Origin of the sequence: Paracoccus salipaludis (genome assembly GCF_002287065.1) — a bacterium.
Lineage (GTDB): Bacteria > Pseudomonadota > Alphaproteobacteria > Rhodobacterales > Rhodobacteraceae > Paracoccus > Paracoccus salipaludis.
Map to the genome: position 1 here is coordinate 16585 of NZ_NSJZ01000010.1, position 23017 is coordinate 39601.

Genomic DNA, 23017 nt, shown 5'->3' on the forward strand with positions numbered 1-23017 from the left:
CTGCTTTGGGCCTTCCTTAGCGCGGTGGGCATTAAGCGCAGGTAAAGATCAGCGCAGCACGCCTGCGGCCAGCGCCTCGCGCGTGTGGGCCACCCTTGTCTCGGACCAGCCGGAGGCCGCAGCGAAGGCCACAAGGCGATCATCCGAAGCGCAGATGAAATCCAGAAGGGCAGTTGCGAAATCCGTGGTCGGCTCAGCGGCCAGCCTGCGCAGATCGGCGGGCATCAGCCCGGTTTCGGCCACCAGCGCCTCAACCAGTTCGGGGTTTTCGGCGAGATGCGCCAGGATCGCCTCGGCCAGTGCGTCGAGAGAGTTTCGAGAGATCATGCCCCACTCCTTGCCGCGCCCGGGTGCCGGCCGCAAGCACACATCGGTGAACAAGCTGCACGGAAACGCTTTGTTAATCAGTTTGCCGCAAAGTGGCATTGTTGGCGCAACCTGCGAGGCACAGCGATGGAGGGGCAGATCCTGGTGGTGGATGGCACGGCCACGAGCCGCATCACCCTGAAGGTGCGTCTCGCGGCCGCGTGCTATGATCCCCTGACCGCCCGCACGGGGGTCGAGGCGCTGGGCGTGCTGGCGCGCTGCCGCCCCAGCATGGTGCTGGTGGGCGGGCCGCCCGGCGACATGGACGCGATAGAGCTTTGTGCGCGCATCGGCGCCCAGGCGCCGGGCCTTCCCGTGGTGATGGCGGTGCCCCGGAACCGGCGGATCGCGGCGCTTCAGGCCGGCGCCGAGGCGGTTCTGGACCTGCCCCTCGACGAGAACAGCCTGTTCGCGCGCATCCGGGGGCTGATGCGCGACCGCCAGATCCATGCCGCGCCTTCGCGTGGTCCCGGGCTTGCCGAGGACCAGCAGGCGTTCCTGCCCGCAAAGCCCGCCGCGGCGCCGACGACCCTGGTGATCGCCGCCGACCTTGGCGTCGCGCGGGGATGGCGCCAGGTCCTCGCGCCCCGGCTTGCCGCGCAGTTCCGCCTTGCCGATCCCGACCGCGCCCTGGCCGAGGCGGCGATCGGGCTAGTGCCGGACCTGTACCTGATCGCAGCGGACGCGGGCCGGCCCGGCGACAGCCTGCGGCTGTTGTCCGAGCTGCGCTCGCGCCGGTCGTCGCGCAACGCGGCCTTTGCGGTGGCCTTCGAGGCCGACCGGGACGACATGATGTCGGTGGCGCTCGACCTTGGCGCGGGCGATGCGTTGCCCTCGGCCCTGGGGTCGCCCGAGGCGGCGGACGAGGCCGCGCTGCGGCTGACGGCGCTGATCCGGCACAAGATGTCCGCCGACGGCCACCGCGCCGCGGAAGAGCGCGAGCGGGCCCTGGCCTGGACCGACCCGCTTACCGGCCTGCCCAACCGCCGCTTCGCCCTGCCCCGGCTGGTCGAGCTTTGCCGCCCCGGCGGCCAGGAGGGCTGCGCGGTCGTGGCCATCGACATCGACCGCTTCAAGGAGGTCAACGACCGTCACGGCCATGCGGCAGGCGACGCCGTTCTTGCCGAGGTCGCGGCCCGGCTTGAACGGGCGGTTCCGGCCCATGGCTTTGTCGCCCGGGTCGGAGGAGAGGAGTTCCTGGCCGTCCTGCCCGAGACTTCCGAAGCCGCCGCCGCCGCGCTGACCCAGCACATGCGCGCCCTCGTGTCGGGGACGCCGATCCTGCTGCCCGGTCGGGACGCAGGGATCGGCTTGAGGATCACGATCTCGGCCGGGGTCGCGGGCCTCAAGGCCGGTTGGCAGGACGCGCAGTCGCGGGCCGAGGACCTGCTCCGACAGGCGGACCATGCCCTGCTCAGGGCCAAGCGCGGCGGGCGCGACCAGGTCATGATCTCGGGCATCGGGGCAGCGGCGTGACGCGGGATCGCGGCGCTTGCCCGCCAGCGGACGCGCTGCTATGCGGTGCGCCATGAACCGCCGCCGCACCATCCGCTGCATTACCGTCTGACACGCGACAGGCGGGCTGTTCACGTGCGACATGGACCCCGCCTCTGGGGAACCTCATGGTCGAGATCAAGCTGACGAACACCCGCACCCGATCGAAAGAGCGGTTCGCCCCGATCGATCCGCAGGACGTGCGGATGTATCTATGCGGACCTACGGTCTACGACCGCGCCCATCTGGGGAACGCCCGCCCGGTGGTGGTCTTCGACGTGCTCTACCGTCTGTTGCGGCATGTTTACGGCGAGGACCGCGTCACCTATGTCCGCAACTTCACCGACGTGGACGACAAGATCAACGCCTCGGCCCTGGCGCGCCAGCAGGCCGGCGACCCGCGTCCGCTTGAGGAACTGATCCGCGAACGGACCGAGGAAACCATCGGTTGGTACCACGCCGACATGGACGCGCTCGGCGCCCTGCGCCCCGATCACGAGCCGCGCGCGACCGACTATATTCCCCAGATGATCTCGATGATCGAGGCGCTGATCGCCAAGGGCCACGCCTATGCGGCCGAAGGGCACGTGCTGTTCGATGTCCGGTCGTTCCCCGCCTATGGCAGGCTGTCGGGACGCTCGGTGGACGACATGATCGCGGGCGCCCGCGTCGAGGTGGCGCCCTTCAAGCGCGACCCGATGGATTTCGTCCTGTGGAAACCCTCGTCGGATGAGGAACCGGGATGGGAAAGCCCCTGGGGCCGGGGCCGCCCGGGCTGGCACATCGAGTGTTCCGCCATGTCGGCGGCGCTGCTGGGCGAAAGCTTCGACATCCACGGCGGCGGCATCGACCTGCAGTTCCCCCACCACGAGAACGAGATCGCTCAAAGCTGCTGCGCCCACCCGCATGAGGATTTCGCCCGCGTCTGGCTGCACAACGAGATGCTGCAGGTCGAGGGCAAGAAGATGTCCAAGTCGCTGGGCAACTTCTTCACCGTGCGCGACCTGCTGGACCAGGGCATTCCGGGCGAGGTGATCCGGTATGTCTTCCTGATGACGCATTACCGCAAGCCGATGGACTGGACGGCAGAGAAGGTCGCCGAGGCCACCAAGACGCTGGACACGCTTTACGAAGTAGTCGGCGAGACATCCCCGGACCGGTCTCAGGCGCCGAACCCCGAGGTGGTCGCGGCGCTGGCCGATGACCTGAACAGCTCGGCCGCGCTGCACGCGCTGATCCGGCAGGCGGGCGCCATCCGTCCAGGCGACACGGCCGCGGCGGCAGGGTTGAAGCGCTCGGCCGGACTTCTCGGCCTTCTGCCGATGACCGGGGGAGAGTGGCGGCGGCTCAAGTCCGGGGGGATCGATCTCAGCGGGCTCGGCGCGCGGCTGCAGGAGTTGCGGATTGCCGCAAAGGCCAGCAAGGACTTTTCGGCCGTCGATGCCCTGAAATCGGCCCTTCTGGCGGCCGGGGTCGAGGTGCGGATGACGGCCGCCGGGGTCGATCTCGCACCCGGCGCAGGTTTCGATGCAGAGGCGGTCGAGGCGCTGAAATGACTTCGAACCCTGAAGCACCGGCGCGCCTCACCCTTTACGACACCACCCTCCGCGACGGGCAGCAGACGCAGGGCGTCCAGTTCTCGGCCGCCGAGAAGGCCGAGATCGCACGGATGCTGGACGCGCTCGGTGTGGACTACATCGAGGGCGGCTGGCCCGGTGCGAACCCCACGGACAGCGACTTCTTCGCGGCGGCGCCAAAGACCCGCGCCACCATGACCGCATTCGGCATGACCAAGCGGGCGGGCCGGTCCGCCGCGAACGACGACGTGCTGGCGGCGGTGCTGGATGCGGGCACGAAGGCCGTCTGCCTTGTCGGCAAGACCCACGATTACCACGTCACCGAGGCGCTGGGGATCACACCGGACGAGAACCTCGCCAACATCGCGGACTCGATCGCCCATGTCGTGGCGCAAGGACGCGAGGCGATCTTCGACGCCGAGCATTTCTTCGACGGCTACGAGGCGAATCCGTCTTACGCGCTGGATTGCCTGCGCGCCGCCCATGACGCGGGCGCGCGGTGGATCGTGCTTTGCGACACCAACGGCGGCACGCTGCCCGAGCGCGTGGGCGAGATCACCCGCGAGGTGATCGCGGCCGGCATCCCCGGCGAGCGCCTCGGCATCCACGCCCATGACGATACGGGCAACGCCGTCGCCTGCTCGCTGGCCGCCATCGCGGCGGGCGCGCGGCAGGTGCAGGGGACGCTGAATGGCTTGGGCGAGCGCTGCGGCAACGCAAGCCTCACCAGCCTGATTCCGACGCTGATGCTGAAGGAGCCCTTCCGCTCGACCCTGACCACCGGGATCACGCCCGAGGCGCTGGCGACCCTCACCCGGGTCTCTCGCCGCCTGGACGAGATCCTGAACCGTGCGCCGCTGCGGGCCGCGCCCTATGTCGGCGCCTCGGCCTTCGCCCACAAGGCGGGCCTGCACGCCAGCGCGATCCTGAAGGCGCCCCAGACCTATGAACACGTGGACCCGGCCACCGTCGGGAACGCGCGCATCATCCCGATGTCGAACCAGGCGGGGCAATCGAACCTGCGCGCGCGGCTGGCCGGCGCGGGGATCGAGGTCGCGCCCGACGACCCCGCGCTGGCCCGCATCCTGTCGGCCGTGAAGGACCGCGAAGATCAGGGCTATGCCTACGACTCGGCCCAGGCCTCGTTCGAGCTGCTGGCGCGCGCGGAACTGAACGCCCTGCCCGCCTTCTTCGAGGTCGAGCGTTACCGCGTCACCGTCGAGCGGCGGATGAACGCGATGGGCCGCCGCATCTCGGTCAGCGAGGCGGTCGTCGTCGTCCGCCTGGGCGAGCAGCGCGTGATGTCCGTCAGCGACAGCATCGGCGCGAACGGAGAGGACGCGGGCCCCGTCAACGCCCTGTGGCGGGCCCTGGGCAAGGACCTCGGCCCGTGGCAGGCCCTGATCGACGAGATGACGCTGGCCGACTTCCGCGTGCGCATCATCGGCGCGGGCACCGACGCCGTGACCCGCGTCACGATCGACTTCACGGACAGCCGGGGCGCGACCTGGTCCACGGTGGGTGTGTCGCCCAACATCGTCGATTCCAGCTTCGAGGCGCTCGCGGACGCGATCCGCTGGAAGCTGATCCGCGACGGCGCGGCATGAGCGGCCTGCCCGATCCCGCGACGCGGCGGCTGGCCGAGCGGTTGCGGCAGGAGGATCCCGACCGCTTCGCCACGGCGATGCTGGCGCGCGGCGAGGCGCAGGCCAAGCTGGTGACGCTTTATGCGCTGAACGCGGAACTGGCGCGCACGGCCCTGTCGGCCCGCGATCCCCTGATCGCCGAGATGCGGGTCCAGTGGTGGATCGACCGGCTGGGCGCGATGGCCGTCGCGCCCCCCCCGCCGCACGAGCTGCTGTCGCCCCTCTGGTCCGCCTGGGGACCGGGGGCCGCCGCCTTTGCGCCGCTGGCCGAGGCGCGCCGCCACGACGCCGCGCGAGAATCCTTCGAGTCCGTCGAGGAGGTGGTCGCCTATGCCGACGCGACCGGGGGCGCCCTGATGACCCACGCCGCGCAGGCCCTGGGCGCCCCCGACGTGCCCGCGCTGCACGCGCAGGGGCGGGGCGCGGCGCTGACCGCCTGGCTGCGCGCTCAGCCCGCCTTGCAGCCGTTGGGTCTCGGGCTTGCCGCGGCAGAACCCGTGCAGCTTGCCGCGCTGGCCCGGACCGCCGCGCAGGCATTCCGTGACGCGGCCGGGGCACGCCGCACCCTGCCCCGCGCGGCTGCCCCCGCCCTGTTCGCGGGGCCGGCGCCGATGCAGGTCCTGCAAGCCATCATGGCGGGGGAACCACCGGCCGTCCCGTCGGATTTCAGCCGCCGCGCGGCGCTTGCCCGACTGGCTTTGACCGGACGCTGGTGGGTCTGACACACCTTCTGGAACAGGTCGCCGGGACACACCTTTGCCGCGTTTCGGCCGCAGATGCTGGGGCAGGAACTGCCGGCGCTGGTGCGGGACGGCTACACCTCGTTCAAGGTCTTCATGACCTGCGACGACCTCGTGCTGAACGATGCTCAATTGCTGGACGTCTTCGAGGTTGCCAGCAGGGCCGCGCGTTGGTGGTCCACGCCGAGGGGCATGACACGATCAGGCACCTGACCCGCCGCCTGGAGGCCGAGGGCCGCACCGCCGTGTTACCACGTCCAGGCCCATTCCCGGATCGCGGAACGCCAGGCCACCCACCGCGCCATCAGCCATGCCCAGCTGATCGACGTGCCGATCGTGATCGTCCATGTCTCGGGCCGCGACCCGATGGAGCAGGTCCAATGGGCGCGGGCGCGCGGGCTCAGGGTGGATGCCGAAACCTGCCCGCAGTACATCGCGCTGACCGCCGACGACCTGCGCGGGCTGAACATGGATTTCGAGGGCGCGAAATACGTCTGCTCGCCGCCGCCACGCGATGCCGACAGCCAGGCCGCGATCTGGCAGGGGCTGCGCGATGGCACCTTCGACCTGTTCTCCTCGGACCACTGCCCGTTCCGCTTTCGGGGTCCGGCAGACACCGGCAAGAACAATCCCGGCGCCCGCACCTCGTTCCGCTGGGTGCCGAACGGCATCCCGGGCGTGGGAACCCGCCTGCCGATCCTGTTTTCCGAAGGCGTGTCCAGGGGCCGCATCAGCATGCAGCGCTTCGTGGCGCTGACCTCGACGAACCCCGCGCGGCTGTATGGTCTTTACCCGCGCAAGGGCAGCATCGCCGTCGGCGCGGATGCCGACCTGACGCTGTGGGACGCGAACCTGACCCGCAGCATCCGGCAGGCCGACCTGAACCACGGCTGCGACTACACACCCCCTACGAGGGGCAAGAGGTCACCGGCTGGCCTGTCCGCACCCTTCTGCGCGGGCGCAATATCGCGCTGGACGGTGCCCCGGCCGGCGAGCCTGCCGGCACCTACCTGCCCCGCCGGACCAGCGAGGCGTTCGAAAGATAGGACGCACGCTTGCCGCCCCGGGCGCTGCGCCATGCGTGAGTGGCGCAGCGCCCGGGTCCGGCGTCTGTCTCAGGGAACCCGGTCCCCTCGGCCCCCGTTGCGGCCCTGCATATTCTCATCCCCATGGATCATGACGCCTCTTTCCTTTACTCCGGGTCGAAACTGCTGGCGCGTCGACCCGGCCGACCGTTTTTCGTTGATCGTGGACGGGCAGGCCTATTTCCGAACCCTCCGCCAGGCGCTGCTTGCGGCGCGACATCTTGTCGTGATGATCGGATGGGACTTCGATTTCGAGATCGACATGCTGCCGGGCGAAAGCGATGCCGAGGGCAATGCCCCGGACGGGATGCCCAACCAGGTCGGCCCTTTCCTCGACGCGCTGGTCGAGCGCCGACCCGATCTCGACATCTACCTTCTGAAATGGAGCGGCGGTGTCCTGATCGCGCCCGGACGCGCGCTGCCGGCCCTGCGCATCAAGCTGATGTCGCCCGACCAGATCCACCTGGCCTTCGACGGCCGCCATCCGATCGGGGCCTGTCACCACCAGAAGATCGTGGTCGTCGATGACGCGCTGGCCTTCTGCGGCGGCATCGACGTGACGGCGGGCCGCTGGGACACGCGCGACCACCGTTCGGGCGACCCGCGCCGCGGCCTGCGCTCGGGCGAGATCGCCCAGCCCTGGCACGACGCGGCCGCGATGATGTCGGGGCCTGCCGCGCGCGCCCTGGGCGAACTGGCCCGCTCGCGCTGGCTGCGCGCCAACGACGCCCCCCTGCCCGAGCCGGTACCCGAGCCCGCCGACCTGTGGCCCGAGGGCGCGGCCGTCGATTTCCGTGACATGCCCGTGGCCATCGCGCGGACCGAGCCGCCCGAGCGGGGCACGCCCGGGGTGGCCGAGATCGAACGGCTCTACCTGGACGCCATCGCCTCGGCGCGACGCTGCATCTACATCGAGTCGCAGTATTTCGCCTCGGGCAGCATCACCCGCGCCATCGCCGCCCGGCTGATCGAACCCGACGGACCCGAGGTGGTGATCGTCAATCCCGAGGCGGCTCAGGGCGCGATCGAGGATGCGGCGATGCATGTCACCCGCAGCACCATGATGCTGGCCCTTCAGGCGCGCGACCGCTTCCGCCGCTTTCGGATGGTTTCGCCCGTCAATGCGGCGGACGAGTCGATCTATGTCCATGCCAAGCTGCTGATCGTGGACGACATGCATCTGCGGGTGGGATCGAGCAACATCGACCGCCGCTCGATGGGCTTCGACACCGAAGCCGACGTCGCGGTGATCGCGCGGGAACCCGCCGACCGCGCCCGCATCCGCGCCATCCGCTCGGCCCTGCTGGCCGAGCACCTGGGCGTCTCGGTCGAGGAGGTGGAGGCAGCCGTCGAGGACTGCGGCGGGCTGATCGGCGCCATCGACCGGCTGAACGCAAAAGGCCCGCGTCGGCTCGAGGTCCTGATCCCCCGCGATCCGGGCCCCGTGGGCAGGCTGCTGTCGCGCAGCCGGTTCTTCGACCCGCGCTATCGCCGCAGCGCCCGAAGCCGGTTGGGGCTGACCAACCGCCACCTGCTCTGGGCGCTTGGCGGAGCGGCGGTGGCGGGCGCGCTGCTGGCGCGCGCGCGCTATCTGCGCCGTGTCGGCGCGCGCGACGACTGACGGGCGCTTCTGCGCGTTCCGGTTGCCTTTCCGCCGCAGGGAACGTGGTCACACCCGTCCTCGCCCGGTGCTCTCGCGGCCTTGGGCGGGGATGGCAGTCTTCAAGGTCGATGCCGGGGCGGTTCCCGGCTCAGCACCCCAGCGTCGAGCAGATATACTGCCGATAGGCGCGGTTCGCCTCGCTTTCCTCGGGCGCGGCGCTGACGGTCGGGCGCGTGCATTCAAGCTGATAGTCGGGCTGAAGCCCTGCATTGACGCAGCCGCCGATGTCCCAGCCCGCAGGGATGTCCTGCAGATCGACGTTCTTCCACTTGGGATGGCCCCCGTCCTGCAACTGCGGCAGCCGCGTCAGGATCAGGTGGGACAGGTCGGACACCGCCTTGCAGCTCTGCCTCTGGTAGCTGTTGCCCTGGGGGTTGTACTCGAAGGTCATGAGCAGCGCCTTGACGGCGATCCCGCTCACCTCCTCGGGCTGGAAGGGATAGGTGTTCGCGGGAATGGTTACCGCGTCATAAACGCTTTGCAGCGTCTCGTCCGTGACCGGCACCAGGTGGAACTGTCCGGCGTCGATGTCGCCTTCGGCGAAAAGGGCCGTGGGGGCGCCCGCGACATAGAAGAAGGCGTCGATCTCGCCTGCCTTGAGCGCGGGCAGCGCCTCGGCGGGCGCGATCTTGCGGCGCTCGGCGGGCCGGGTGCCGGTCAGGTCCAGCACCAGCGAGGCGGTCAGGAAGGTGCCGCTGTTCTCGACCCCGATCGCCACGCGCTTGCCCGCAAGATCGCCGACGCTGCCGATGTCCGACCGGGCGAGGATATGGACTTCCTCGTCGTAAAGCGGAAAGGCGATCCGCACTCCCTGGATCGCGCGCGCCACGGCCGGGTCATCGGCGGAATAGGTCTTCAGATACTCCAGCACGTCGTTCTGCACGATGCCGAACTGGGTATTGCCGCGCGTGCGCACGGCCATGAAGTTCTCGAGCGATCCCGCGGACTCGACCACGTCCAGCGTCTGGCCGCATTCCGCCATCACCCCCGCCAGATCGCGGCCGATCTGGATATAGGTGCCGGTCGCCCCGCCCGTCATCACCGCCTTGCCGAACTCCTGCTGTGCAGCGGCGGGGCCTGTCGCCAACGCCAGCATGGCGCCAAGTGCCGGGCCGAGCCATCCGGTCTTCCCCATCTTTTCCTTCCTCCCCCTTGCGGCTCTGCGGGCCGGTGATGTCAGCTGCAGGCGCCAAGTTCGGCGACCAGCGCCAGCAGCGTCTGCCGGTTGATCTGGCCATAGGCGCCCCGCAGGGCCTCGGGCGCGCATTCCCCTGCGATCAGGCGCCGCCGAAGATCGGCGCGCTGCGGCCCGGTCCCCAATGCCGGGGCGCGCGACAGGGCCCCATCGACCTTTGCCGCGGGGCGCCCCGGCTGCTGCGAGGTCGCCGCAACGGTCCCTTGGGGCTGCGGAGCCTCGGCATCCTCTTGCGGCCCTGACGCAGCCGGCATGGCAGGCTCCTGCTGCACCGGGCTGCGGATGGCAGTCATCTGGTCGAGTTCCCCGGCGGTCTCGGCCAGAGCCGCCTCGGCAAGGTCGCGAAGCTCCTGCGCCTCGGCAAAGCCTTGCTCGGCTTCGGCCTGCCGGCGCTCGGCATCCAGGGCAGCCGCCTCTGCAGCCGCCTGACGGGCTGTCGTCTCCTCCACCTCCTGCCGCAGCGTTGCCTCGTGCTGCTGCGCCAGGGCCAGGGCGGCCTCTGCCTCGCTCCGCCGCGCCTCCAGCGCGGCGACCTCATCCCTCACCTGATCGCGCTGGACCACAAGTCCGTCGAGTTGCTGCGCCAGATCCGCCAGGCGGGCTTCGGCCTCGGCGGCCTGCCGGCGCAATTCGGCCAGGCGCGCGTCCATGTTCTGCTCTGGCTCACCTGTTCCGGCTGCCGCGACGTCCGGTTGCGGGGCCGGTTCTGTTTCCTGCGCTGCGGCTGGCCCGCTTCCGGGCGATGGGGCAGTCCGCGCCTGGTCTGCCGGCGGGTCCGTCCGCATGGCACCGCCCTGCGCCGCCGGGGCGGCGGCAATGTCCTCTGCCGCGGCGATGTCGTCCACTGGGGCGCTGGTCCCCTCCTGAGCGCGCAAGTCGGTGGACGCGCCGCTGCTCTGCCCGAGGGCTGCGCCAGCCATGACGGCCAAGAATCCACTGGCAGCAAGGAGCCTGATCACATCCCACCCCCCTTTCAGGACATCAAGCGCAACCATGGCCCGACCTGTCAAGCAGCGCCGTGATGGCGCAGGCACGCCCGCGCAGGATCGCGGTGGCGGAATGAAGGAATGCTGCCCCTAGCCCACGGTCACGTCGCGATCGGCCTGGGCGACGACGCCCCGGCGGTCGGTCCAGACCATCCGCAGCCTGCCTGAATGGCGGGCGGCAAAGGTGAACTCGATATAGGGGTTCTGCGAGATCGCCATCTCGGGGGTCCATTCAAGCAGCAGGCTGTCGCCCAGCGAAGCCGTGAAGCCGGTCAGGATGTCTTGCGGGACCGTCTGGCCCGAGGCATCCAGCCGGAGGCCGCTTTCCATGACATGGACCATCTGCGCCCGGACTCGGACGATCTCGCCCGGCGCGGGGGTTTCGTTGCTGATCCAGATGCGGGGGGGACGGGCCATGCTGTCTCCTACAGACCGCAGCCGCCGGGGGCGACGGTGATGTCCCGCCGGGCCATCAGCACACGGCCGTCCTCCATCCGCGCATAAGCCCGGACCGGCATGGACCGGATCAATCTCAGCCGCACCGTCACATCGGCCGAGCCGGTGGCGGCGGTGAAGCGGAAGCGGCAGGCCAACGGTCCGGGGTTGAGGTCGGCGATCACGATGATCTCGCTGCACCACGAGGCGTCGGTGATCGGCTCGGTGACATGGACGCGCACCGGAACGGCGGCGGGGTTGTCCCCCAGCGCCGGAAGGTCCAGCGCCAGCCCCTGGGACAGGACCTCCGCGCCCGCGGCGAACTCGGCCGCCAGCCGGTCGGCTTCGGCGGAATCGATCTGCGGCATGGCCGTGGTGGACTGCGCCTGTGCGGCCGCGGGTCCAAGGCCCGCCGCCGCCAGCCCGCCCAGCGCCGCCGCCCCGGCAAGAAGGTCGCGCCGCCGCATGTCAGAACCGAAGGACGTCATCGCGCTTTCCATTGATCCGGGCGAGGTCCTCTTCCGTCAGGCCGGGCACGCGCATGTCGATGTCGATCCGCGTCTGATGGACATGGTCGCCGGCCCCCGCCTCAAGGGTGAACTCGACCGGGTCCACCTCGCCCGGGTGCTTCGTACCCAGCATATAGCAGAGGTGGCCGGGAAGTTCAGCCATCACGATTGCCGCCCGACAGGATCGGGCATCCCTGGTCCACGTGGCCCGTCGAGGTCCGGGCGATCCTGCGGCCGCGCCGATCGCACAGCTTAGGACGGGGGCGCCGAAGCCCTCGGCACGGAAGCTGCGCGCCGGGATGGCTGTCGCAGGGACGCCCGCCTGCGCCGCCGCGCCGAGGTCCGCGCCCCGCAGGCCAAGCGCGGCCGCGCTCACGCCGTGCCCCAGATGTCGGCGCAGATGGACGCGTACCAGCCCGCGCCATGATCGGCCTCGGCCTGCCTGAACTCCGGCCCGGCCTCCAGCGGGCTGACCCCGCCGGAGCCTGCGACCTCGACGACCTTCCCGCCCTCGGCCCGATAGACGCCTGCAACCGAGATGCCCCATCCCGGGCCGACCAGGCTGTAGCAGGTGTTGGCAAAGCTCGCGGGCGGCGGCTCGCGTCCGGCCAGATCGGCGGTGATGGCTGCCGCCGCGACCTTGGCCTGCGCATTGGCGCAGAAGCCGGACTTGGGCATCGGCGCGGCGATGGTCGCGTCCCCGAGGACATACACGCCCGGGACATGGACGGATTCGAACCGGTCGGCCCGCACCGGCACCCAGCCCGTCTCGTCGGTCACGCCCGCGCGTTCCGCGATCAGCCCGGCCTTCTGCGGCGGGATGACGTTCAGCACGTCCGCCTTGTGGCGGGTGCCGAAGGCGGTGAGGGCCGTGCGGGTGCTTGCGTCGACCTCGACCACCAGCCCGTCGTCGCTCTGGCCGACCCATTCGATCATCTCGCCGTAAAGCGCCTGCCAGCCCTGCCGGAACAGCGGCTGCTTGGCAAACCTGTCCTGCGAATCCAGGATGAGGACCCTGGACCGCGGCTTGTGGGTCTTGAAGTAGTGCGCGACCATGCTGGCCCGCTCGTAAGGGCCGGGCGGACAGCGGAAGGCGCCCTGCGGCACCACCATGACAAAGGTGCCGCCATCCTCCATCGCCTCGAGCTGGCGGCGAAGCAGCTGCGTCTGCGGGCCCGCCTTCCAGGCATGGGGAGCAAGCTCGGCCGCCGCCTCGTCATAGCCGGCCAGATCGCCCCAGCGGAAATCGATGCCGGGCGACAGCACCAGCCGGTCCCAGTCCAGCCGCGCGCCGTTCGAAAGGCCGAGGCTGCGGGCCGAACCATCCACGTCCTCGGCCCGGGCGTGGATCACCTCGATCCCCGCCGCACGCAGACCGTCGAAGCCATGCGTGATGCTGTCCCAATCCCGCAACCGGCCGAGGTAAAGGTTCGAGAAGGGGCAGGTCACGAACTGCTCCTGCGGCTCAACCAGGGTGATCCGCAGGTCCGGGTTCAGGCGGCGCAGGTAACGCGCCGCCGTCGCGCCCCCAAAACCGCCGCCGACGACGGCCACGTGGGCCGCCGCCTGCGCGCGCAGGATTTGGGGCAGCGCAAGCGTCCCCATGCCCGCGCCCATGGCCAGAAGCATGTCCCGTCGCGTCGCCCTCATGACCCGATCTCGGCGAACCAATGGGCAAGCGCCCGGATCTGGGCCTCGTCATAGCCCTTCATCAGCCGGGGCATGATCGTGGCGGCCGGATCGGCGCCGTCGCGGAAAGCCAGCATCCGCTCGGCCGCCGTCGCCTCGGGAAGCCCGGCGATCGAGGGGATGGCGCCGGGCGACCGCCCGTCCGGCCCGTGGCAACTGGCGCAAGGCCCGGCGAGCACCTGCACTGCGGCAGCGTCAAGGTCCTGCGCCCCTGCCGCGCCGGGCCCGCCAGCAAGAAAGACGATGGAAAGAAGACGGATCATGCCTCGGCCTTCGGCTTGGTGACGGTCAGTTCATCCTGGCCGGAAGGCTCGCACGGCATCCTGCCGAATCTCAACTCCGAGGATCGGCACCGCGGCTGTCCAGGCGAGTGGCGACCGGCAGCGGCCAAGCGCCCGCATTCCGCTGAACACGGCGCAGGCCGACAGCGGGATCGCTGCCCGAAGACGGGCGCGGAACAGCGAACGGGCCGGCAGGATGCCCGATCCCGGCTGCCGTTCCACTCAGGGTCCGATAGGCCGCCGCCCGTCGACCGGGCTGCCCTTTCCGGAACGGGACCGGGGAACGATGGTCATCCGGCCAGCTTCGCCAGCGCGCGGTCCATGGCGTCGGTGATGCGGTCGATATCGTCGGGCGTGGCGATCAGCGCGGGCGACAGGCAGAGGGTGTTGTTCAGCCCCGGCAGCGAGCGGTTCGTCGCACCGATGATGACCCCCTGGGCCATGCAGTCGGCCACGATCGCCTGCACCATCCTCTCGTCCAGCGGCTCCTTCGTGGCGCGGTCGGCAACCAGCTCGGCGCCGCAGAACAGGCCCTTGCCCCGGACATCGCCGATAACCGCATGGCGCTCCATCAAAGCCTGCAGGTTCGCCATCAGGCGCTCGCCCATGGCGACGGTGTTGGCCAGCAGCCCCTCGTCCTCGATGATCCGCATGTTCTCGATGGCGGCGACGGGGCCGGCGGTGCAGCCGCCGAAGGTCGAGATGTCGCGGAAATAGCTCATGCTGTCCTCGGGCGCGTCCTTGAACATCTCGAAGACGCGCTCGGTCGTCGCCGTGCACGAGATCGCCGCATAGCCCGACGCCAGCCCCTTGGCCATGGTGACGAAGTCGGGTTCGATGCCGTAGTTCTGATAGCCGAACCAAGTGCCGGTGCGCCCCAGGCCGCAGACGACCTCGTCGATGTGCAGAAGGATGTCGTACTTGCGGCAGATCTCCTGCACGCGCGGCCAGTAACCCTCGGGGGGCGTGATGACGCCGCCGCCCGCCGTGACCGGTTCCAGCACGATCGCGCCGATGCTGTCGGGGCCTTCGCGCAGGATGACCTCCTCGATGGCATCCGCCGCGCGCTCGCCGTAGTTCCCGACGTGCCACTGCTTGCGGTATTCCAGGCAGTGCGGCACGCGGACGAAGCCGTCCGGGTAAGGGCCATACTGCATCGCCCGCTGATCCTGCCCGCTGGTCGCGAGCGTGCCGATGGTGGTGCCGTGATAGTCGCGCTCGCGGTAGAGGATCTTCCACTTGCGGCCGCCGTGATGGCGGGCCGCGATCTGGCGCACCATCTTGTAGACCTTCTCGTTCGCCTCGGAACCCGAGTTCGAGTAGTAGACGCGGCTCAGCCCCGGCATCTTCGCGATCAGCTTCTCGGCAAACACCGCGCCGGGCACCGTGCCCGCGGCGCCGGCATAGTAGTTCAGCCGGATCAGCTGGTCGCGCACGGCATTGGCGATGCTTTCGCGGCCGTACCCCACGTTGACCGTCCAGACCCCGCCCGAGACGGCATCGAGGTACTCGGTCCCCTTCGCATCCCAGAGGCGCATCCCCCTGCCCTCGACGAAGACGCGGGGATCGGCGGTCTCGTATGGCTTGTGCTGGCTCAGGTGGTGCCAGACATGGGCGCGGTCAGCCGCGACGACGCCCGACAGGTCGTTCAGGGTTTCAGTGTGCTGCATGGTGGCGATCCTGCGGTGTAGAGGTTGTCAAAGGCAGTCCAGGCGGGCGGCGCGAAGGGTAGCCCCGGGCGCATGGGCCCGGGCCGGGCGGACCCGGCAGCAAAGTCCGAATCAGCCGGGAAAACAGAAGGGCGACGTCCACGCACGGACCTCGCCTGCTGCCGACGACGACGGCACCGCGCCCTCGAAAAAGGCACCAGATCGCTGTTTCCAGTAGGATTCCTGTTTCCGGCAGCCGGTTTCATCTTCATGGACACACGATCATATCTATCCGTATAGTTATTAGAGTTGCTTCCGCTTCGAATGGCAACGCAAACAACAGGGAACCCCATGCTCAATCGCCGCAGCTTCCTGACCACCTCGTCCCTTGCCGCGATCTCTCTCGCCACTCCGGGCCTTCTGGGCCGGGCTTCCGCCCAAGGGGCGGCGCTGAAGATCGGGGTGCCCGTGCCGATCTCGGGCGCCTTTGCCGCGAACGGCAAGTTCGCCACCATCGGCGCGCAGATGGCGGCCGAGGAGGTCGCGAAGGCCCACGGGATCGAGGTCTCGACCCTCGATCTGGACACCGAGGGCAAGCCCGCGACCGCCGTGCGCAAGGTTCAGGACGCGCTGGCGCAGGACGGGATCAAGCTGTTCGCGGGCGGCATCCTGTCGTCCGAGTCGCTTGCCATGGGCAAGGAGATCGAGCGCGGCGGCGGCAGCTTCATGACCACGGCGGGCGCGGACGAGATCACCGGCCCCGACTGCAACAAGGCCACCTTCCGCTGGTCGGTGCCGACCTTCGGCGCCATCGACCAGACGGTTCGCCCGATCATCGACGCCCTGCCCGAGGCAAAGCGCTGGTACACGATCACGCCCCAGTACGTGTTCGGCGACGGGCTTCTGAACGCGGCCAAGGCCGTCTTTGCCGAAAAGGGCATCGAGCACGTCGGCAACAGCTATCACTCGCTGACCGACAAGGAGTTCAGCGGCTACCTGACCAATGCGATCTCCGCCCAGCCGGACGTGCTGCTGCTGCTGAACTTCGGCGCGCAAAGCTCGGATACGCTGCGCCAGGCGGTCAGCTTCGGGCTGAAGCAGCGCATGACGATCGTCGTGGCCTGGGCCTCGGGGCTGGAACAGTTCGAGGCGCTGGGCCCGGACATCTGCGAGGGCGTCTATTTCGGCGCGCAGTACTGGCACGGGGCCGACACGCCCCTGAACCGCGAACTGGTGGCGCGCGTGCAGGAAAAGCACGGCTTCAACCCGAACTATTCCTTCGCCGGGTCCTACATCATCAGCAAGCTGCTGCTGGACGCGGCCGCCAAGGCAGGCTCGGCCGAGGGGTCGGCAGTGATCGGCCAGCTCGAAGGGCTGAAATACACGGGCCTGACCGGCGAGGAGGAGATCCGCGCCGCCGACCACCAGGTCATCAAGGATTACTACCTGCTCAAGGGCAAGGCCAAGGACGCCATGGCCGGCAAGGACGACTACGTGGACATCATCAGTTCGGGCAAGTCCTTCCTGTCCGCCGAGCAGTCCGGCTGCAAGATGACGGCCTGAAGTCCGCCGCCCTTCTCCGCGCGGCGCATGACCCGCGCGGAGACCTTCCCGCGCCCGACTTCAGGAGAGTTGCGTGATCTACCTTTTCCAGATTCTGAACGGCATCGGCCTGGGAATGCTGTATTTCCTGCTGGCCGTCGGCCTCAGCGTCATCTTCGGCCTGCTCCAGTTCGTGAACTTCGCCCATGGCGCGTTCTACCTGCTGGGCGCCTACCTGACCTTCGACCTGACCCAGCGCGGTTTCAGCTTTTGGGCGGCGATGCCGATGGCCACGCTGATCGTGGCGGGCATCGCCGCCGCGATCGAGGCGCTGCTTCTGCACCGCATCTACAAGCTGCCGCACACCTTCCACATCCTCGTGACGGTCGGCCTTGCGCTGGTGATCCAGGAACTGGTGATCATCGCCTGGGGCCCCTTGGGCGGCAGCGTGCCCGCGCCCGAGGGGCTGCAGGGCGTCGTGATCGCGGGAGACTTCATCTATCCGCAGTACCGCCTGTTCACCATCGGCTTCACCGCCGTTCTTGCCGGGCTGCTGTGGTGGCTGCTGGAAGGCACGCGGCTGGGCGCCATCGTCCGCGGCGGGTCCGAGTCGCCGTCGAACATGGCGCTGCTGGGCTACAACACCATGCGCATCAACACGGCCGTCTTCGGCTTCGGCGCGGGGCTGGCCGGTCTGGCGGGCGCCCTGGCGGCGCCGATCCGGGGGGTCGAGCCCTTCATGGGCGTCGAGGCGCTGTCGGTGGCCTTTGTCGTCGTCGTGATCGGCGGCATGGGCAGCTATACGGGCGCGCTGGTCGCGGGCCTTCTGGTCGGCATTGTCCAAAGCGTCATGACCACCGTCTGGCCCGAAGGGGCCCGGCTCATGATCTACCTCGGCATGGCGCTCGTGATCGCGACGATGCCGCGCGGCCTGCTGGGGAGAGCCTGAGATGCATCCGCTCGACAAACCCGCCGTGCAGTTCGGCCTGGCGGTGCTGACCGTCGCCGTGCTGCCGCTGTTCCTGACCTCGGGCATCCTCGCGACCGAGATCCTGATCTTCGCCATGGTCGTGGCCGCCTGCAACCTCCTGCTCGGCTACACGGGCCTTCTGTCCTTCGGGCAGGGCATCTTCTTCGGCGTCGGCACCTATGCGGCCGGCATCTGCCTGACCCGCTGGCAGGTGCCCGTGCCGCTGGTGCTTGCCGGTTCCGCCATCCTCGGCGCGGCGATCGCTACGCTGGTGGGATGGCTGTCGATCCGGCGGCAGGGCGTCTACTTCGTCATGCTGACGCTGGCCTTCTCGCAGCTGTTCTATTTCATGGCCTACACGTTCAGCGGCATCACGGGCGGGGACAACGGCCTTCTGGGCGTGCCGCGTCCCAGCCTCGGCGGCGCAGAACTGAACGCGCCCTGGTCCTATTACACCTATGTCGCGGTCTGCTTCCTGGCAATCTTCGCCATCCTGGTGATGGTCACGCAATCGACCTTCGGCCGCACGCTGATCGCGATCCGCGAGAACGAGGGTCGCGCCGCCGCGATCGGGTTCCCGACCCGCCTGTTCAAGATCGAGGCCTTCGCCATCTCGGGCGCGGTCACGGCTTTCGGGGGCGCGCTGCACGCCATGCTGATCGGCGTCGCCCCGCTGTCGAACATCGAACACCACACCAGCGAGCTGATCCTGATCATGACCATCATCGGCGGCAGCTCCAGCCTGTTCGGTTCGGTGCTGGGGGCGGGCTTCTACCTGCTTCTGGCCGACGCGCTGTCCGCGGTCTGGCCGCGCTGGCTGCTGCTTCTGGGCCTCGTGCTGGTTGCCGTGGCGCTGTTCCTGCAGCGCGGGCTGTGGGGGCTGGTCGAGCGCCTGTATGACGCCGTGCTTCGGCGCGAGCCCAGCCCGACCAAGCCGGCCGAGGAGCACTGAGATGACCGACATCGCATTGCAGACCCGCGGGCTGGGCGTGAAATACGGCAGCTTCAACGCCCTGGCCGACGTCGATCTGGCGATCCGCCGCAACAGCGTCCATTCGATCATCGGGCCCAACGGCGCGGGCAAGACCACGCTGTTCCATGCGCTGACCGGGCGCGTCCGCGCCTCTGCCGGGCGGATTGAACTGGATGGTCAGGACATAACGACCACCTCTGACGACGACCGGGTGCGGCTGGGGATCGCGCGGTCCTTCCAGGTCACGAGCCTGTTCCCGAACCTGACCCTGCGCGAGAACCTGCGCCTTGCCGCGCAGGGGCGCACGCCCTGGCAGGCGCTGGCCCCGTGGCGGCGGGCAGAGTCGAACACAAGCGCGCTGGCCATCGCCGACGAGGTGATCTCGCGGCTGGAACTGGGCGCCGTGGCGGGGCGGATCGCGGGCGAGCTGTCGCACGGCCAGCAGCGCCGGCTCGAGGTGGGCATGGCCATCGCCGCCCGTCCCCGCGTCATCCTGCTGGACGAGCCGACCTCGGGCATGGGCATCGACGACATCGAGGCTATGAAGGAACTGATCCGCGACCTCGGGCGCGACCACACCGTGCTGTTCATCGAGCACAACATGGGCATCGTCATGAACATCTCGGACATGGTCACGGTGATGCGGCTGGGCCGCAAGCTGGTCTAGGGCCCGCCCGCCGTCGTGCGCGAGGACCCCGAGGTGCAGCGCGCCTACCTGGGCAACATGATCACCGGAGACATCGCATGACGCCTGCGCTGCGCCTGTCGGACCTGCACAGCCACTACGGGAAAAGCCACATCCTCCAGGGCGTGTCGCTGGAGGTGGCGCCCGGCGAGATCGTCACGCTTCTCGGCCGCAACGGCGCCGGGAAAAGCACGACCCTGAAGACGGCGGTCGGCCTGATCACCCCCAGCCAAGGCCGGGTCGAACTGGAGGGCCGGGACGTCACCGGCCAGCCCGCCCACCGCATCGCGGCCGCAGGGCTCTCGCTGGTGCCCGAGGACCGGGGCATCTTCCAGCTGCTGACGGTCGAGGAAAACCTGCGCATCGCCGAACGCCGCGGCGCGCGCTGGTCGATCCGGGACATCTACGGGATCTTCCCGCGCCTCGAGGAACGCCGGAAGAACGGCGGCGGCCAGCTTTCGGGCGGCGAGCAGCAGATGCTGTCCATCGCCCGTGCGCTGCTGGGCGGGCCGAGGGTGCTGATGCTGGACGAACCCGTCGAGGGCCTCGCCCCGATCATCGTCGAGGAGATCGTGGCCCAGATCCGCCTGATCCGCGACGCCGGCGTGCCGATCCTTCTGGTCGAGCAGAACCTTGCCGTCTGCAGCCAGCTGGCCGACCGCCACTATATCCTGGAACTGGGCCGGATCGTGCATTGCGCCACGGCCGAACAGTTCCGGTCCGACCCCGACACCATCGACCGCTATCTCGGCGTCAAGGCCGCCTGAGGCGGGAAGGAAAGCAATCCATGTCCAACCTCAAGATCGACGCAGCCCGGCTGTGGGGCAGTCTCATGGAAACGGCGCAGATCGGCGGCACCCCGGACGGCGGCATCGCCCGCCTGACGCTGTCCGAGGACGACAGCCGCGTGCGGCACTGGCTCAGGGCGCAATGCGATGCGCTGGGAATGACGATGGTCGTGGACGAGGCGGGCAACATGTTCGCCACCCGCCCGGGGCGGCGCCCGGACCTGCCGCCCATCGCCATGGGCAGCCACCTGGACACCCAGCCCACGGGCGGCAAGTTCGACGGTGTGCTGGGCGTCCTCGCGGGGCTCGAGGTGCTGCGGACGCTTGACGAGGCGGGCTTCCAGTCCGAGGCGCCGCTGATGCTGGTCAACTGGACGAACGAGGAAGGCTCGCGCTTCTCGCCCGCCATGCTGGGCTCGGGCATCTGGGCCGGCGTCTACAGCCGCGATTACGGCGACAGCCGGACCGATGCCGGGGGCGACAGCTTCGGGGCCTCGCTCGACCGCATCGGCTGGCGTGGCGAGGCCGAGGCGGGCTCGGTCCGCTTCGGCGCGATGTTCGAGCTGCACATCGAGCAGGGCCCGATCCTCGAGGCCGAGGGCAGGCAGATCGGCGTGGTGCAGGGCGTGCAGGGGATGCGCTGGTTCGACCTTGGCCTGACGGGCACTGCGGCCCACACCGGCTCGACGCCGATGAACCTGCGCCGCAACGCGCTTGTCGGCATGGCGCAGGTGATCGGGGGCATCGACCGCATCGCCCGCAGCCACAAGGACGCCGTCGGCACCATCGGCTTCCTCGAGGTCAGTCCGAACTCGCACAATGTCATCCCCGGCGAGGTGCGCGCGACCATCGACCTGCGCCATCCCGACGACGCCGTCCTGGACCGGATGGAACAGGAGGTTGCCGCGCTGGTGGCCGAGGCGGCGCAGGCGAACGGGCTTGGGCATCGGCTCGTCCCCATCTCGCGCACGGCACCCGTGGCCTTCGACCCCGAATGCATCGCCGCGGTGCGGGCCGGGGCGAAGGCAGCCGGGCTTTCCACCCGCGACATGATCTCGGGTGCCGGTCACGACGCGGTCCATGCCGCGGCCGTCGCGCCGACGACGATGATCTTCGTGCCCTGCAAGGGTGGACTGTCGCACAACCCCGCGGAATCCACCCTGCTCGAGGAATGCGCCGCCGGCGCGCAGGTCCTGCTGGAGGCCGTGCTGGATTACGACCGCCGCAAAGCCGAACGCCGCGCCGAGGTCGCCGCATGAGCAAGCGCCTTGTCCTTGCCCGCCTGAACCACGAGACGAACACCTTCTCGCCCGTGCCGACGCCGCTTTCCTCCTTCAATCCCCTGTGGGGACCCGACGCGCTTGCGGCGGCCGAGGGCGCACCCACGGCCCTCGGGGCCTTTGAGGCCTTTGCCCGCCGTATCGGGGCCGCGATCGACGTGCCGCTGATCGCCCATGCCATGCCCTCGGGGCCTGTCGAGGACGACGCCTTCGAGGCCATGGCCCAGGCGATCCTGCAATCCGTGAGGCAGGGATGCGACGGCATCCTGCTGGACCTGCACGGCGCCATGGTGACGCGCAGCCATGATGACGGCGAAGGCGAGCTTCTGGCCCGCCTGCGTGCAGCCGCGCCGGGGGTCCCGATCGGCGTCGCGCTTGATCTGCACGGCAACATCACGCAGGCCATGCTGGACAACTGCGACGTGATCGTGGGCTTCAAGACCTACCCCCATGTCGACATGGTCGAGACGGGCGCGCATGTCACGCGCCTGTTCGCACCGCTGCTGGACGGGGCCGCGCGGCCCGCCATGGCGCTCTGCCATCCGCCCATTCTGGCCGCGACGCTGTGCATGAACACGACCACCGACTGCGCCATGACCGACCTTGTGGCACTGGCGCGTCAGGCGGAAAGTCGGCCCGGCGTCCAGGCCGTCACCGTTTTCGGCGGCTTTCCTCTCGCGGATCTTGTGGAAACGGGCCTTTCCGTCGTCACCGTCGCCGATACGCCCGAACTCGCCGCCGAGATCGCGCGGGAACTGGGCCGCGAGGCATGGCGCCGCCGCGCGGAATACATCTACCACGAGGAACCGCTTGCGGCGTCCATTTCGCGGGCGGTCGCCCTGGCCGATGGTTCGGCCCCGGTCCTGCTGCTGGACCACGGCGACAACTGCATGTCGGGCGGCACCTGCGACGTGATGGACGTGCTGGAGGAACTGCTGGCCGCGGGTCAGGACGGCATCCTTGTCGGACCCATCGCCGATGCCGGCACTGTGGCGCAGTTGTTCGCCGCCGGCGAGGGCGCCACCGTCGAGGTCAGGCTGGGCAACAAGACCCCGGCCCAAGGCCTTCCTTTGCCGCATCCCCCCTTGACGCTGCGGGGCCGGGTCCTGTCCCTGTCGGACGGCCGCTACCGCGTGACCGGCCCGATCTATCACGGGCAGGTCCTCTCGATGGGCCGGGCGGCGCTGCTGGACACGGGCGCCGCGCGGATCGTGGTCTGCGAGCAGCCGCACGAACCGCTGGACATGGGCGTGTTCACCTGCCTGGGGATCGACGGGCTGTCAGCACGCTTCCTGCACCTGAAATCCCGCATGTACTGCCGCCCCGTGTTCGAGCCCCTGGCGAAAGCCGTGGTCGAATGCGCAAGTTCGGGGGTCACGGCCTCGGACCATGATCTCTTCGCCTTCCGCAAGCTGGCCCGGCCGATATATCCGCTGGACGACGAGATCATCTGGCAAGGCTGAA

Annotated in this window: 22 protein-coding genes and 1 pseudogene; 14 read left to right on the plus strand and 9 right to left on the minus strand. The window is 69.4% G+C overall.

The window, feature by feature from the left end:
* Positions 1 to 48: 48 nt before the first annotated feature.
* Positions 49 to 327, minus strand: coding sequence for a DUF3572 family protein (locus CK240_RS18705; RefSeq protein WP_167650033.1), 279 nt, complete (start codon positions 325 to 327; stop codon positions 49 to 51).
* 126 nt (positions 328 to 453) lie between these two features.
* On the opposite strand from CK240_RS18705, the gene CK240_RS11775 reads away from it, so the two are divergent.
* From CK240_RS11775 to CK240_RS19530, 6 genes are all read left to right on the plus strand, one after another.
* Positions 454 to 1842 (plus strand): diguanylate cyclase domain-containing protein, encoded by a 1389-nt coding sequence (locus tag CK240_RS11775; protein WP_167650034.1) that lies wholly within the window; start codon positions 454 to 456, stop codon positions 1840 to 1842.
* A gap of 146 nt (positions 1843 to 1988) precedes the next feature.
* Positions 1989 to 3416 (plus strand): cysteine--tRNA ligase, encoded by a 1428-nt coding sequence (gene cysS, locus CK240_RS11780; protein ID WP_095640546.1) that lies wholly within the window; start codon positions 1989 to 1991, stop codon positions 3414 to 3416.
* Positions 3413 to 5044, plus strand: a complete 1632-nt coding sequence (cimA, locus tag CK240_RS11785) for a citramalate synthase (protein ID WP_095640547.1) — start codon at positions 3413 to 3415, stop codon at positions 5042 to 5044. The genes cysS and cimA overlap by 4 nt, the downstream gene beginning before the upstream one ends.
* Positions 5041 to 5805 carry a squalene/phytoene synthase family protein gene (locus tag CK240_RS11790; RefSeq protein WP_095640548.1) on the plus strand — a complete coding sequence of 255 codons (765 nt, stop codon included), beginning with the start codon at positions 5041 to 5043 and terminating at the stop codon, positions 5803 to 5805. Before cimA ends, CK240_RS11790 begins: the two co-directional genes overlap by 4 nt.
* Before the next feature lie 54 nt (positions 5806 to 5859).
* The gene (locus CK240_RS19525; RefSeq protein WP_338048963.1) at positions 5860 to 6036 is read left to right on the plus strand and encodes a hypothetical protein; all 177 of its coding nucleotides are present in this window, start codon (positions 5860 to 5862) and stop codon (positions 6034 to 6036) included.
* 114 nt (positions 6037 to 6150) lie between these two features.
* Positions 6151 to 8529 carry an amidohydrolase family protein gene (locus tag CK240_RS19530; RefSeq protein WP_338048964.1) on the plus strand — a complete coding sequence of 793 codons (2379 nt, stop codon included), beginning with the start codon at positions 6151 to 6153 and terminating at the stop codon, positions 8527 to 8529.
* A 130-nt stretch (positions 8530 to 8659) separates the two neighbouring features.
* Here the strand turns inward: CK240_RS19530 and CK240_RS11805 are convergent, their stop codons facing one another.
* From CK240_RS11805 to tpa, 8 genes are all read right to left on the minus strand, one after another.
* Positions 8660 to 9706, minus strand: coding sequence for a TAXI family TRAP transporter solute-binding subunit (locus CK240_RS11805; RefSeq protein WP_240517392.1), 1047 nt, complete (start codon positions 9704 to 9706; stop codon positions 8660 to 8662).
* A 41-nt stretch (positions 9707 to 9747) separates the two neighbouring features.
* The gene (locus CK240_RS11810) at positions 9748 to 10416 is read right to left on the minus strand and encodes a hypothetical protein (protein WP_135058834.1); all 669 of its coding nucleotides are present in this window, start codon (positions 10414 to 10416) and stop codon (positions 9748 to 9750) included.
* 426 nt (positions 10417 to 10842) lie between these two features.
* Positions 10843 to 11169, minus strand: coding sequence for a thiosulfate oxidation carrier complex protein SoxZ (locus tag CK240_RS11815; RefSeq protein ID WP_095640551.1), 327 nt, complete (start codon positions 11167 to 11169; stop codon positions 10843 to 10845).
* 8 nt (positions 11170 to 11177) lie between these two features.
* The gene (locus tag CK240_RS11820) at positions 11178 to 11675 is read right to left on the minus strand and encodes a thiosulfate oxidation carrier protein SoxY (protein WP_205957822.1); all 498 of its coding nucleotides are present in this window, start codon (positions 11673 to 11675) and stop codon (positions 11178 to 11180) included.
* Entirely contained in the window at positions 11656 to 11859 is a 204-nt protein-coding gene (locus CK240_RS11825) for a hypothetical protein (protein WP_095640553.1), read from the minus strand. Before CK240_RS11825 ends, CK240_RS11820 begins: the two co-directional genes overlap by 20 nt.
* A 209-nt stretch (positions 11860 to 12068) precedes the next feature.
* Positions 12069 to 13346: an NAD(P)/FAD-dependent oxidoreductase gene (locus CK240_RS11830; protein ID WP_095640554.1), complete on the minus strand. Its 1278-nt coding sequence runs from the start codon at positions 13344 to 13346 to the stop codon at positions 12069 to 12071.
* Entirely contained in the window at positions 13343 to 13648 is a 306-nt protein-coding gene (locus CK240_RS11835; RefSeq protein ID WP_095640555.1) for a c-type cytochrome, read from the minus strand. The genes CK240_RS11830 and CK240_RS11835 overlap by 4 nt, the downstream gene beginning before the upstream one ends.
* 308 nt (positions 13649 to 13956) lie before the next feature.
* Positions 13957 to 15336, minus strand: a complete 1380-nt coding sequence (gene tpa, locus CK240_RS11840) for a hypotaurine--pyruvate aminotransferase Tpa (protein ID WP_095640556.1) — start codon at positions 15334 to 15336, stop codon at positions 13957 to 13959.
* Positions 15337 to 15666: 330 nt separating this feature from the next.
* On the opposite strand from tpa, the gene CK240_RS11845 reads away from it, so the two are divergent.
* The 8 genes and pseudogenes from CK240_RS11845 to CK240_RS11875 all read left to right on the plus strand — a co-directional run bounded on the left by CK240_RS11845 (position 15667) and on the right by CK240_RS11875 (position 23016).
* Positions 15667 to 16878: an ABC transporter substrate-binding protein gene (locus CK240_RS11845; protein ID WP_095640557.1), complete on the plus strand. Its 1212-nt coding sequence runs from the start codon at positions 15667 to 15669 to the stop codon at positions 16876 to 16878.
* Positions 16879 to 16951: 73 nt separating this feature from the next.
* Positions 16952 to 17806, plus strand: a complete 855-nt coding sequence (locus tag CK240_RS11850) for a branched-chain amino acid ABC transporter permease (RefSeq protein ID WP_095640558.1) — start codon at positions 16952 to 16954, stop codon at positions 17804 to 17806.
* A gap of 1 nt (position 17807) precedes the next feature.
* Entirely contained in the window at positions 17808 to 18779 is a 972-nt protein-coding gene (locus CK240_RS11855; protein WP_095640559.1) for a branched-chain amino acid ABC transporter permease, read from the plus strand.
* 1 nt (position 18780) lies between these two features.
* Positions 18781 to 19467, plus strand: a complete 687-nt coding sequence (locus CK240_RS11860) for an ABC transporter ATP-binding protein (RefSeq protein ID WP_240517393.1) — start codon at positions 18781 to 18783, stop codon at positions 19465 to 19467.
* Positions 19468 to 19548: pseudogene (locus CK240_RS19220) on the plus strand (ABC transporter ATP-binding protein C-terminal domain-containing protein); the annotation flags it as partial.
* The gene (locus CK240_RS11865; protein ID WP_095640560.1) at positions 19545 to 20252 is read left to right on the plus strand and encodes an ABC transporter ATP-binding protein; all 708 of its coding nucleotides are present in this window, start codon (positions 19545 to 19547) and stop codon (positions 20250 to 20252) included. The pseudogene CK240_RS19220 and the gene CK240_RS11865, both read left to right, overlap by 4 nt.
* A gap of 20 nt (positions 20253 to 20272) precedes the next feature.
* A complete protein-coding gene (locus tag CK240_RS11870) occupies positions 20273 to 21532 on the plus strand; it encodes a Zn-dependent hydrolase (RefSeq protein ID WP_095640561.1) in 1260 nt (419 codons plus the stop codon).
* Positions 21529 to 23016: a M81 family metallopeptidase gene (locus CK240_RS11875; protein ID WP_095640562.1), complete on the plus strand. Its 1488-nt coding sequence runs from the start codon at positions 21529 to 21531 to the stop codon at positions 23014 to 23016. Before CK240_RS11870 ends, CK240_RS11875 begins: the two co-directional genes overlap by 4 nt.
* The last annotated feature ends 1 nt before the right edge of the window (position 23017 follow it).